General features: G+C 70.5%; 8 protein-coding genes. 4 read left to right on the plus strand and 4 right to left on the minus strand.

The features are described from left to right. Position 1: 1 nt before the first annotated feature. Positions 2-1,006 carry a 2-keto-3-deoxygluconate permease gene (locus AAHF99_RS18185; protein WP_342165915.1) on the minus strand — a complete coding sequence of 335 codons (1,005 nt, stop codon included), beginning with the start codon at positions 1,004-1,006 and terminating at the stop codon, positions 2-4. Between the two features lie 94 nt (positions 1,007-1,100). Next, on the minus strand, positions 1,101-2,009 hold the full coding sequence (locus AAHF99_RS18190) for a LysR family transcriptional regulator (RefSeq protein WP_342165916.1): 909 nt from the start codon (positions 2,007-2,009) through the stop codon (positions 1,101-1,103). A gap of 89 nt (positions 2,010-2,098) precedes the next feature. Between AAHF99_RS18190 and AAHF99_RS18195 the strand changes: the two genes are divergently transcribed. Beyond that, the gene (locus tag AAHF99_RS18195; RefSeq protein WP_342165917.1) at positions 2,099-2,542 is read left to right on the plus strand and encodes a PACE efflux transporter; all 444 of its coding nucleotides are present in this window, start codon (positions 2,099-2,101) and stop codon (positions 2,540-2,542) included. A 116-nt stretch (positions 2,543-2,658) separates the two neighbouring features. Here AAHF99_RS18195 and AAHF99_RS18200 read toward each other — a convergent pair whose 3' ends face one another. Next, positions 2,659-2,958: a hypothetical protein gene (locus AAHF99_RS18200; RefSeq protein ID WP_342165918.1), complete on the minus strand. Its 300-nt coding sequence runs from the start codon at positions 2,956-2,958 to the stop codon at positions 2,659-2,661. Between the two features lie 350 nt (positions 2,959-3,308). On the opposite strand from AAHF99_RS18200, the gene AAHF99_RS18205 reads away from it, so the two are divergent. Together AAHF99_RS18205 and AAHF99_RS18210 are read left to right on the plus strand one after the other, a co-directional pair. Continuing rightward, positions 3,309-5,750 (plus strand): PAS domain S-box protein, encoded by a 2,442-nt coding sequence (locus AAHF99_RS18205; protein ID WP_342165919.1) that lies wholly within the window; start codon positions 3,309-3,311, stop codon positions 5,748-5,750. Between the two features lie 131 nt (positions 5,751-5,881). Then, a complete protein-coding gene (locus AAHF99_RS18210) occupies positions 5,882-8,602 on the plus strand; it encodes a hybrid sensor histidine kinase/response regulator (protein WP_342165920.1) in 2,721 nt (906 codons plus the stop codon). Here AAHF99_RS18210 and AAHF99_RS18215 read toward each other — a convergent pair. Continuing rightward, positions 8,586-9,845 (minus strand): flavin monoamine oxidase family protein, encoded by a 1,260-nt coding sequence (locus AAHF99_RS18215; protein WP_342165989.1) that lies wholly within the window; start codon positions 9,843-9,845, stop codon positions 8,586-8,588. The two genes, AAHF99_RS18210 and AAHF99_RS18215, sit on opposite strands and share 17 nt — an antisense overlap. A 228-nt stretch (positions 9,846-10,073) precedes the next feature. Here AAHF99_RS18215 and AAHF99_RS18220 point away from each other — a divergent pair, with 228 nt between their 5' ends. After that, the gene (locus AAHF99_RS18220) at positions 10,074-12,329 is read left to right on the plus strand and encodes an ATP-binding protein (RefSeq protein WP_342165921.1); all 2,256 of its coding nucleotides are present in this window, start codon (positions 10,074-10,076) and stop codon (positions 12,327-12,329) included.

Below are 12,329 nucleotides of genomic sequence, written 5' to 3' on the forward strand. Positions count from 1 at the left end.
CTCAGGCGCGGCCCACCGGAGCGGGTTCGGCCACGACGTCCTCCGCCTCGGGCTCGCCGGGGCCGACGACCTTCGCCGTCCAGGCCGTGACGATCGGGACGAGGATGGCCGTGACGACGACGCAGGCCGCCACCAGGATCGTCGCGGGGCCGGCGGCATCGGCATAGGCCGGGTTCGCGGCGGCGACGATGGCCGGGACGGCGGCGGCGTTTCCGGCCGTCGAGGCGGCGGCGACGCCCGCGACGCCGGTGCCCCCGGTGAGGCGGTCGGCCAGGAACAGGGGAATGCCCGTCAGCACCACCACCGCGACCCCCATCGCGAGCCCCAACAGGCCCGCCTGCCAGACCTTGGTGAGATCGAGGCCCGCGCCCAGGGCGAAGGCGAAGAACGGAATCATGACCGGGATCGCCTTGCTCAGGAAGGCGCGCATCTCGCGGTCGAGGTTCCCGATGATCATCCCGACGACGAGGGGCAGGACGGCGCCCACCAGGGTCTGCCAGGGAAAGGCCGAGAGGCCGGCGACGCCCAGCGTCACCATGGTGAGGAACGGGCCGCTTTCCAGCGACATGACCGTGTAGGCGCCGACATCCCGGGGGCGGCCGTACTGGCCCATCAGCGCCATGTAGAGGCCGCCGTTCGTGTCGTTCATGCTGGCGACGACGGCCAGGGTCGACAGGCCGGCGAACATGCCCGCCGCGACCGGGGCCTCGCCGAGGACGCGCCCGAAGATCAATCCAAGGATGAGCGCGGTCCCGATCTTCACGATCAGCAGCGTGCCGCCCTTCTTCACGATGTACGGCGTGGCGCGGAAATCGATGCTCGCCCCCATGCACACGTAGAAGACCGCGAGGATCGTCAGGGCGCCCGAGAACAGGGCCCCGGTGAAGGAGCCGAAGAACTTCGGCGTGCCGGGAAAGAAGGTGGCGATCAGCGCGCCCGCCAGCAGCGGCACGACCATCATGCCCCCCGGAACGCGGTCAATGGTCCGTTTGATCGGCAACTGCATCGCCGCGTCCTCCCTGCCTATCGCGAGCACTTTCGTTGATGGCCCTGGCGCAGGCCGGTGCTCGCGGACAACTTTGCGCAGATCGCGCATTCCGTCAACGCAGTTGCGCAATCTGCGCATTCGTACCGACGCGCTCCGCCGCGAAGCGCGCGCGCAGCCACGCGGCGGCCGGGCCGCAGGGCCTCTGCTTGTGCCAGACGAGTTCGAGGGCGATGGGCCAATCGCCCTGATCGAAATGGAGCTCGGGCGTCACGAGATACGGCGCCGTGAGGGACGCGGCGATGACGTGGTCGGTGACGAAGGCCCAGCCGATCCCGTGCTTCACCATCTCCAGGATGACCCAGTGGCTCTCCACCCACCAGACTTCGGCGGCCACCCGCAGGCGGCGCTTCTCCGCGCCGTCGCCCCGTGCGGCCACGAGGATCTGGCGGTGCCGCTTCAGTTCCTCCCACTCCACCCGCTCCTTCGCGAGAGGGTGATCGCGGCCGCAGACGAGCTTGAGCGGCACCCAGCCGATGGTCTGGAAGCCGAGTTCCGTGGGAAGCGCCTCCTGGCGCCACATCACGCCCAGGTCGGCCGCCCCGGACCGGACCATGCGGCTGACGTCCTCCATCAGGGGGAAGAGCAGTTCCAGTTCCACGAAGGGGAAGCGCCGGGCGAAGTCGGCGAACAGCGCGCCGAGGGCGTGCTCCGGGTAGAGTTCGTCGATGGCGACCACCAGCCGGTTCTCGACGCCTTGCTCCAGGCTGCTCGCGACGCCGATCAGGTGCTCCCGCCGGTCGAGGACGACGCGCGCTTCGAGCAACAGCCGCTCGCCCGCCGGGGTGAGGATCGGATTGCGGCCCGTCCGGTTGAACAGGGCCAGCCCCAGATCGGTCTCCAGGTTGGCGACCTGCGTGCTGACGGCCGATTGCGCCTTCCGCAGAACCCGCGCCGCACCGGAGAAGGAGCCGGCCTCCGCCGCCGCCACGAAGGCTTGAAGCTGATCCAGCGACACGGCCATCTATCTGATTCTCAGATACGTCCTAACTTGTGGATCGGCTTATCACAGATAGACACCGGGCAACCCATTCGGCGTCCGCAGAGGAGATCATGCGCAGCACACGAGACCGTATCCGTCACGCCATCCTGTTCGAGGTGATCGGCCTCCTGCTCATCATTCCCCTCGGGACCGCGGTGTTCGGCCTGCACGCCGCCGACATGGGCGTGATCGGCGTCGGGAGCGCGCTGGTCGCGACGACGTGGAACTACGTCTACAATCTCGGCTTCGACCAGGCGATGCAGCGCTTCGCCGGGCACACGCGCAAGAGCGTCGTGCTGCGGGTGGCGCACGCCGTCCTGTTCGAGGCGGGGCTGCTCATGATCCTGCTGCCGCCGATCGCGTGGTATCTCGGCATCGGCCTGGTCGAGGCCTTCTTCATGGACCTCGCGATCGCGGCCTTCTACGTGGCCTACGCCTTCGTCTTCAATCTGGCCTACGACCACGCCTTCCCCCTCGCGAGTTGGGGCGACGTCGCGGCCAAGCCGTCCCGCTGAGGGCGGCCCTCGCCTCGGGGGGCACCGGCCGCTACCGGCCGGTCGAGTCCCCGCTTCCCGCCGGGCTGACGTTTCTGGAGCGGCCCCTCTTCGCGTGATCGCAGGGGGCCGCGCGGTTAGGAGATCCGGTCGCGTTGCTGCCACTGCACGAGATGCTCGGGCGCGCCCCAGGCCGCCTTCAAGCGGGCGATGTGCCCCTCCACCCGGTTGACCGCCCCGGTGTCCCTGAACTTGGCCCAGATCTCGAAATGCTCGGTTCCCCGAGGGCTCAGCCGCCACTCGCTGTGGTCCTTGTTGTCAGCGACGAGCCACGCATGAATCAAGACGACCTGCGGCCCCACCATATCGAAATGATGTTCGAGGTAGCCCGCGAAATTGGGTCGGATGGCACGACACCATGAGATCGTTGTATTCAATGTTGTCCCTCACGTGAGGCAACGTAGATTACTTTCGATCCGCGGTCATTATTTATTTTTGTTGACGACTTAACGTTGTAAATCTCTGAGATGACTTAATCGCTGCGTGCTTCGACGTGAATTGAATTGCTGCTGATGTTTGAGTAACTTATCCGGCTTCGGACCTATTTCGGAGGCATCGAAGTCGGTTGCGGCGGTCCCGGCGCGGCGCGTTCCAGACTTGAATACGCCGCGCGGCCGGCATGGCGCGGGGAGCCCGGCCCCGATGCCGGACGCATGGCCGCAGCCGACATTGTCCGCCGAGCGCCGGAGGGCGTTGGTCCCGGCCGCCGCAGCGGGTAGAGAGGCGCATGACCGACGGAGATCTTCGACACGAGGTCGAGCGGCTGCGCCAGCGCGAGAGCGAACTGGTGGCGGAGGTCGGGCGCCTCCGCGCTGGCCGGGAGCCGGATGCCCCCTCGACCGCCAGCGAGGCCGGCGTCGGGACCCTCCGGTCCGACCTGCTGTTCACCGCCTCGGACAAGACCCGGATGGCGATGATCGTCACCGATCCGAACCTGCCCGACAATCCCATCGTCTTCGCCAACCGCGCGTTCCTGGAACTCTCCGGCTACGCGGCCGAGGAGCTGATCGGCCGCAATTGCCGCTTCCTGCAGGGGCCCGGCACCGACCCGGCCCACGTCGCCCGCATCCGCGACGCCGTCGCGGCGCGGCGGGACGTGGTCGTCGAGTTGCTGAACTACCGGCGTGACGGCAGCCCCTTCGTCAACGAGCTCTACGTCAGCCCCGTCTTCGGCCCGCACGGCGAATTGCTGTACTTCTTCGGAAGCCAGCTCGATCTGACGCGCTTCCGGGAGATGGAGGGCATGGCCGTGCGGCGGGGCGCTTCCTTCCGCAGCCTGCTGGAGGACGGCGAGGCCGGCTTCTGCATCGTCGAGATGCGATTCGACGCGCGGGGACGGGCCGAGGATTACCGCTTCGTCGAGGTCAACGCCGCCTTCGAGCGCCAGTCGGGACTGGCGAACGCGGAGGGCCGCTGGATGCGCGAGCTCGAACCGGAGCACGAGCAGCACTGGTTCGACACGCTGGGGCAGGTCGCCTGCACCGGCCGCGACGCGCGGTTCCGGGGCGCGGCCTCGCAGCGGGGGCGCGTGTTCGACATCCACGCCGTGCGAATCGGAAGCCAGGCGCAGAACCGCGTCGCGGTGCTGTTCGAGGATGCCACCGTCCGGCTGGAAAACGAGCGCCGCCGCGAGGCGCAGGACCGCGACCGGCTCGTGGAGCGCGATCTGGTCTGGCGGACGAGCCGCGACCTCCTCGTCGTCTGCAGCCTCGACGGGACCATCCACGCGGTGAACCCGGCCTGGACGGACCTGCTCGGCTGGCCGGCGGGCAGCCTCGTCGGCACCGGCATCGACGCCGTGATGCACCCGGACGAGCAGGACGCCGCCGCCCAGGGCTTCGAGATGGTGCGCACCGGCCGGAACGTCTCCAACATCGACATCCGCCTCAGGACCGCCGACGGCGCGCACCGCTGGATCTCGTGGAACGCCATCCTGCAGGGGGACCGCTACTACGCCACCGGCCGGGACGTGACTGAGCGCCGGGCCCTGGAGGAGCAGCTGCGCCAGTCGCAGAAGATGGAGGCGGTCGGGCAGCTCACCGGGGGCGTGGCACACGATTTCAACAACCTGCTGACCGTCATCAAGTCCTCGACCGACCTCCTGAAGCGGCCGAGCCTGAGCGAGGAGCGGCGCGCCCGCTACATCGACGCCATCTCCGACACGGTGGACCGTGCGGCCCGGCTCACCAGCCAGTTGCTCGCCTTCGCGCGCCGGCAGGCGCTGCGCCCCGCCGTGTTCGACGCCGCCCAGTCGGTGGCGGCCATCGCCGACATGGTCGGCACGCTCACCGGCGCCCGCATCCACGTCGAGACCGATACGAATGCCGGGACGGACGAGGCCGGGCGCGCGCTGCCCTGCCACGTCGACGCCGACCCGAGCCAGTTCGACACGGCGCTCGTGAACCTCGTGGTGAACGCCCGCGACGCCATGCAGGGCGAGGGACGCCTGCGCATCGCGGTCCGGCGCGCGGACCGCATCCCGCCCCTGCGCTCGCACCCGGCCGTGCCGGGGGACTTCGTGGCCGTGTCGGTCTCGGATACCGGCGCCGGCATCGAGGCGGACCTGCTGGAGCGCATCTTCGAGCCGTTCTTCACGACGAAGGGCGTGGGGCACGGCACCGGGCTCGGCCTCAGCCAAGTGTTCGGCTTCGCCAAGCAATCGGGCGGCGACGTCGCGGTCGACAGCGCGGTCGGCGTCGGGACCACCTTCACCCTGTTCCTTCCCCATTCGGCCGACGCCGGGGCGCGGGAGCCCGCGCGGGACGATCCGGGGCCGCTCGCCGAGGGGCACGGCACGCCGGTCCTCGTCGTCGAGGACAACGTGGAGGTCGGCGCCTTCGCCACCCAGGCCCTCGGGGAGCTCGGCTATCAGGCCGTCTGGGTGAAGGACGCGCAGGCCGCCCTGGCCGAGATCGAGGCGTCCGGCCAGCGGTTCGAGGTGGTCTTCTCCGATGTGGTGATGCCCGGCATGAACGGGGTCGACCTCGCCCGGGAGATCCGGCGGCGCTGGCCCTACCTGCCCGTGGTGCTCACCTCCGGGTACAGCCACGTGCTGGCCTCCGAGGGCACGGACGGCTTTCCGCTGCTCGGCAAGCCCTACTCCGTGGCCGACCTCAGCCGGGCCCTGCGCAAGGCCCTGCGGGAGCGGTTGGCGCTGACCTTCGGCTGATGGTGTAAAGCCCCGGCCAAGGCGCATCCGCCGGGGATCGCGCGCGTTGACGTGCGTCGCCCGCCGGGCGCGCTGAGGAAGCCCGCTCCTTTCTAGCCATCATGCACACACCCCCACTCGACCCGGGAACGATGTCCCGCGCGGACCTGGAAGCCGAGGTTCGGCGCCTGCGGGGGCATTCGACCTCCCTCGCGCAGATGTTCGAGCAGGCCCCCAGCTTCATCGCCCTCCTGAGCGGCCCCGAGCACCGCTTCACCCTGACGAACGCCGCCTACCAACGCGCCGTCGACGACCGCGACGTGGCCGGGCGCACCGTCGCGGAGGCGCTGCCGGAGGCCGCCGCCCAGGGCTACGTCGCCCTGCTCGACGAGGTGTTCCGCACCGGACGGCCCCACCAGGCGATGGGGGCGCGGCTCGATCTCCAGCGCGTGCCGGGGGGTCCGGTCACAGAGCGCTACCTCGACTTCGTCTACCAGCCGGTCGCGGGCGCGGACGGCCGGGTCGAGGGCATCTTCGTGGAGGGCCACGACGTCACCGAGCGCACCCGCGCCGAGGCCGCGCTGCGCGAGAGCGAGGCGCGCTACCGCACCCTGTTCGAGAGCATCGAGGTCGGGTTCTGCATCATCGCGATGAAGTTCGAGGGCGACCGGGCCGTCGATTACCGCATCGTCGAGGCCAATCCCGCCTTCGTGCGGCAGACCGGCGCCGACGTCGCCGGACAATGGGTGAGCGACTTCGCGCCCGATCTCGAACGGCACTGGTTCGACACCTACGGGCACGTCGCCCTGACCGGCGAGCCCGCGCATTTCGAGCATTTCGCCGACGTGTTCGGCCGCTGGTTCGACGTGCGGGCCCTGCGCATCGGCGAGCCGTCCGCGCACCGGGTCGCGATCTTCTTCTCGGACATCACCGAGCGCCGTGAGGTCGAGCGGCGCGCCGAGGCGGGGGAACGGGAACTCCGCCTGATCGCGGACGCCCTTCCGGTGCTCATCGCCTTCATCGGCGCGGACCACGTCTACCGCTTCGCCAACGAGGCCTACGACGACTGGTTCTTCGTCCCCGCCCGGGAAATCGTCGGCCGGGACGTGCGCGACCTGCTCGGGCCGGATGGCTACGCGGCGCGACGGCCGTTCATCGACCGGGCGCTCGGCGGCGATCCCGTCACCTTCGAGATGGACTGGCCCCACCGCGACGGGCGCCCCCGCATCGCCGAGATCCGCTACCTGCCGCGCCGGGACACCGACGGTCGCGTGGACGGCTTCCACGTCTTCGTGCAGGACGTGACTGTCCGCGCGCAGACCGAGGCCGACCTCGCCCGTCAAGTCGCCGCCCGGACCGCCGAGCGCGACCAGATCTGGCAGGCGTCGTCCGACCTGCTGTGCGTGGCCAATTTCGACGGCTACTTCGTCAGCCTCAACCCGGCCTGGCCCCGGACCCTCGGGTGGACCGACGCCGAAATGAAGGCGCGGCCGTTCCTCGACTTCGTGCATCCCGACGACATCGCGGCGACCGTGGCGGCGGCGGGCGGGCTGGCGCGCGGGGAGGCCCAGCTCACCTTCGAGAACCGCTATCTCCACAAGGACGGCGGCCATGTGTGGCTGTCCTGGAACGCCGTGCCCCGCGACGGGCTGATCTACGCCTCCGTGCGCGACGTGACCGCGATCAAGCGGCAGGCCGAGGCCCTCGCCAGGACCGAGGAGGCCCTGCGGCAATCGCAGAAGATGGAGGCGGTGGGGCAACTGACCGGCGGCCTCGCCCACGACTTCAACAACCTGCTCGCCGGCATCTCCGGCTCGCTGGAGCTGATGCAGACCCGGATGAGCCAGGGCCGGATGGGCGACCTCGACCGCTACATGGCGGTCGCCCAGGGCGCGGCCAAGCGCGCCGCCGCGCTGACCCACCGGCTCCTCGCCTTCTCCCGGCGCCAGACCCTCGACCCCAAGCCCACCAACGTGAACCGCCTCGTCACCGACATGGAGGAGCTGATCCGGCGCACGGTCGGCCCCTCCGTCCACCTGGAGGTCGTCGGCCTCGCCGGGCTGTGGCCGGCGCTGATCGATCCGGGGCAGTTGGAGAACGCCCTGCTCAACCTGTGCATCAACGCCCGCGATGCGATGCCGGAGGGCGGGCGCATCACCATCGAGACTGCCAACCGGTGGATCGACGAGGTCGGCGGCCGGCAGCACGACCTGCCGCCGGGGCAGTATCTCAGCGTCTGCGTGAGCGACACCGGCACCGGCATGACGCCGGACCTGATCGACAAGGTGTTCGAGCCGTTCTTCACCACCAAGCCCACCGGCGAGGGCACGGGCCTCGGCCTGTCCATGGTCTACGGCTTCGCCCGCCAGTCGGGCGGTCAGGTGCGGATCTATTCCGAGGTCGGCGAGGGCACGATGGTGTGCCTCTACCTGCCCCGCCATTACGGCGAGGCCGACGAGGCCGAGGTCGCGCGCCGGCTCGCCGAGGTGGAGCTGGCGGGCCAGGGCGAGACGGTGCTGATTGTGGACGACGAGCCGTCCGTGCGCATGCTGGTCACGGAGGTGCTGGAAGACCTCGGCTACACGGCCATCGAGGCCGCCGACAGCGTCGCCGGCCTGAAGGTGCTGCAATCGGACGTGCGCATCGACCTGCTCGTCACGGATGTCGGCCTGCCGGGCGGCATGAACGGGCGGCAGATGGCGGATGCCGGCCGCGAGCGGCGGCCGGACCTGAAGGTGCTGTTCATCACCGGCTACGCCGAGAACGCCGTGCTCGGAAACGGCTACCTGCGGCCGGGCATGCAGGTCCTGACCAAGCCGTTCGTGCTGGAAACCCTCGCCACCCGCATCAAGGACCTCATCGCCGAGCCGTGAACGCGCGGCGCGGCCGGAGCGCCGCCATAGCCTCGTCGGCGGCCCTCTGCCCGCTGTCGTGGGCGCCGTGGGCGGTGGTGAAGTCGTGCAAATGCGTCGCCTCGCCCGCGAAGAACAGCCTCTCCTCGAAGGGACGGGCGAGTTGCGCCCGCGCCCCGGAGCGGCCCGGCAGGGCGCAGCTATACGCCCCGCCGATGGTGCCCATCCGGCTCCACGCGGTCGCCGCCAGCGGCCGGATCGCCGAGGCCACGTCGTGGCCGAACAGGGCGGCGAGCTGGGCCGCGACGAACGCGAAGCCGGCGGCCGGGCCCTCCTCCGCCACCATGCGGGCGCCCTCGCCCCCGAGGAACGCCTCGATCACCGGCCATCCGTTGGGCCGGATGGAATAGGCGGCCGACCGCGCATCGTGGATGTCGCCGTAGGCGTGCGAATCCGGCGCGAACGCCGAATCGCGCGCGATCTCAAGAAACACCTTCTCGTTGTGGCCGAGCGGCAGGGCGGCGGCGGCCTCGCGCCAGGGGTCTGTCCCGGCGGGCAGGCGGATCGCGTCGCCGGCCAGGATCGCGGTCGAGACCGTCAGGATGGCGGCCCCGGCGTGGAGGGTGCCGGCGCGCGTGGCGACGGCGACCCCGTCCGCCGTGAGGTCGATCCCCTCGGCGGGGGTGGCGAGGCGCAGGGCCGTGGCGGCCGGCAGGCTGGCCGCGACCAGCGTCCCGTAACCGAGGGGCAGGTGCCAGTTCCGGCCCGTCGAGGCGTCGTCGTAGGCGAGGTAGTCGGCGGCGGAGATCGCCTCGGGCCCGACGCCGCTCATGAAGCCGGCGATAGACCGCACATAGGGGTTGTAGCGGTCGCCGGGCTCCAGGGCATCGGCGGCCCGGTCGCTACCCGCCGCGACGACGCGGAGCCGGTCCTCCCACGCGCCGTACGCCCGCTGGGCCGCCTCCTGGTCGTCCCGGTCCTGCGCGATGCTGGGATGGGCCTTGGCCCAGGGCGGATCGCCCCGGTCCACCGGGAAGCCCGCCGCCTCGGCGATGCCGACCCAGGCGTTGCGGTCGCCCGAATGGAGCCATTCGCAGCCGAGATCGAGGGGATACCCGCCGAGATCCTGCGTATGGGCGCGGCCCCCGAGGCGCGACGACGCCTCGAGCAGCACGGCCGACACGCCCTGGTCCGCCAGCCGCCGCGCGGCGCCGATGCCGGCGGCCCCTCCCCCTACGATGATGACGTCGAACACGGTGTGCATAAGGCCCATGTGAGATCGAAGACGCCATCATAACCCCCGCGCCGGGAGCGGGGACACATGCCGGCCCCGCACGCCTGGGCTGCGCCGGTACGGACGGACCTGTGACCTTTGGGCCTAGGCGTCGTCGCCCGGCCGGCCCGGTTCGGCGTGGTCAGGCCGCCGGCCCGATGTTAATGCCCGTTAAATGGCGTGGCCCCCTGGGCGCCCATCCGAGATGGGAATGTCGGTTTGAAGCCATCGCACGACGCCGAACCGAGGATCGACCTCACCGCCTGCGACCGTGAGCCCATCCACATCGTCGGCAGCGTCCAGCCGCACGGATTCCTGCTCGTCCTCGAACCGCCGTCCCTGACCGTCGTGCAGGCCAGCGCCAACGCCCCGGCCGAGGCGGCCGTCGGCACGTCCCTGGACGCGGTCTTCCCGCACCTCGCCGCCATCGTCCGCCGCCATCTGGACGAGCCCGGCGCGCAGACGGGCGCGTCCTACCTCCGCACCGTGACGCTCACCTCCGATGCCGCCCGCCTGACCTACGAGGTCGCGGCGCACCGGGTCGACGGCCTCGTGGTGCTGGAACTGGAGGAGGTCGATGCCGCCGCGGCGGATCTCGGCCTCGACGTGCTCACCCCGCGCCTGCGCTCCTTCGTCGAGCGCCTGCACGCCGCCCACGACATCGCGGAACTCTGCCACCTCGTCGCGCAGGACATCCGCGCCGTCACCGGCCTCGACCGGGCGCTGGTCTACCGGTTCGACCGGGACTGGCACGGCACGGTGCTGGCCGAGGACGGCAACGGCGCGCTGCCGAGCTACCTCGACCTCCGCTTCCCCGCCTCGGACATCCCGGCGCAGGCGCGCGAGCTCTACCGCCGCAACCGCATGCGGATCATCCCGGACGCGGGCTACGCCCCCGTGCCGATCCTGCCGGCGGCGACGCCCTCGGGGAAACCCCTCGACCTCAGCCAGTCCGTCCTGCGCTCCGTCTCGCCGGTCCATGTCGAGTACATGCGCAACATGGGCACGATGGCGTCCATGTCGGTGTCGATCCTGATCGACGGCGCGCTCTGGGGCCTGATTTCCTGCCACAACGCCGCGCCGAAGCGCGTGCCGCTGCACGCCCGCAACGCCTGCGACGTGCTCGCCCAGATCTTCGCCCTCCAGCTCTCGGCCCGCGAGCGCGGCGCCCAAGCCGAGCAAAGGCTGGCGCTCGGGCAGGTGCAGGCCCGTCTCCTCGGATTCATGGCGGAGGAGGACAGCTTCGTCGATGGCCTGCTCAAGCATCCCGACGACGTCCTGGCCCTGGTGAACGCCTCCGGCGCGGCCGTCGTCACCGCCGACCGGTGCCGGCTGATGGGCGCGACGCCGGAAGAGCGCGACGTGCGCGCGATGTACGACTGGCTGTCGGCCCGCGGCGACACCGACGACGTCTTCGTGTCCGAGTCCCTGTCCGAGGCCATCCCCGGCGCGGCGTCTTATGCCGACCACGCGAGCGGGCTGCTGGCGATCTCGGTCTCCAAGAAATACGCGAGCTACATCCTCTGGTTCAGGCCGGAGGTGGTGCGCACGGTCAAGTGGGGCGGCAACCCGGTCAAGCCCGCCGTGCCGGATCCGGCGGGCGGGCCGGACCGCCTGCACCCGCGCAAGTCCTTCGAGATCTGGAAGGAGACGGTGCAGGGGCGCTCGCTGCCGTGGTCGATCCCGGAGGTCGAGGCCGCCAAGGACCTGCGCGCCTCGGTGCTCGGCATCGTGCTGCGCCGGGCCGAAGAACTCGCGGCGATGAGCGAGGAGTTGCAGCGCTCGAACAAGGAGCTGGAGGCGTTCTCCTACTCGGTGAGCCACGACCTGCGCGCGCCGTTCCGGCACATCGTCGGCTACTCGAACCTGCTCAAGACGCGGGAGGGCGCCAACCTCTCGGAGAAGGGCCGGCACTACGTCGACACCATCATCGAGGCGGCCTTCTCGGCCGGCACCCTCGTCGACAACCTGCTGTCGTTCTCGCAGATGGGTCGCAACGCCCTGAAGAAGGTCACGGGCGACATGAACGCCCTGGTCGAGGAGGTGCAGCGGAAGGTCCTGCGCGACGTCCCGGCGGACCGGGCCGTGCGGTGGGAGATCGAACCCCTGGGCCGGGCCTATGCCGATCCGGTGATGCTGCGCCTCGTGATCGAGAACCTGCTCTCGAACGCGGTGAAGTACACGCGCGGCAAGCCCGAGGCGGTCATCGCGGTGGGGCGGCTTCCGCCGAAGGACGGCGAGGCGGTGTTCTTCGTGCGCGACAACGGCGCCGGCTTCGACATGGCCTATGTCGACAAGCTGTTCGGCGTGTTCCAGCGCCTGCACCGGGTCGAGGAGTTCGAGGGCACCGGCATCGGGCTCGCCAACGTGCGCCGCATCGTCGAGCGGCACGGTGGCCGGACCTGGGCCGAGGGCCATCTGGGTCGGGGCGCGACCTTCTACTTCACGCTACCGCTTCGGGAGGAGGCGCACTGA

Source organism: Methylobacterium litchii, assembly GCF_038442315.1.
Classification (GTDB): Bacteria; Pseudomonadota; Alphaproteobacteria; order Rhizobiales; family Beijerinckiaceae; genus Methylobacterium; species Methylobacterium litchii.

Coding starts and splice junctions, on each gene's coding strand:
- AAHF99_RS18205 (WP_342165919.1), top strand. CDS start 3,309: ATGACCGACGGAGATCTTCGACACGAGGTCGAGCGGCTGCGCCAGCGC.
- AAHF99_RS18215 (WP_342165989.1), bottom strand. CDS start 9,845: ATGCACACCGTGTTCGACGTCATCATCGTAGGGGGAGGGGCCGCCGGC.
- AAHF99_RS18190 (WP_342165916.1), bottom strand. CDS start 2,009: ATGGCCGTGTCGCTGGATCAGCTTCAAGCCTTCGTGGCGGCGGCGGAG.
- AAHF99_RS18210 (WP_342165920.1), top strand. CDS start 5,882: ATGTCCCGCGCGGACCTGGAAGCCGAGGTTCGGCGCCTGCGGGGGCAT.
- AAHF99_RS18195 (WP_342165917.1), top strand. CDS start 2,099: ATGCGCAGCACACGAGACCGTATCCGTCACGCCATCCTGTTCGAGGTG.
- AAHF99_RS18185 (WP_342165915.1), bottom strand. CDS start 1,006: ATGCAGTTGCCGATCAAACGGACCATTGACCGCGTTCCGGGGGGCATG.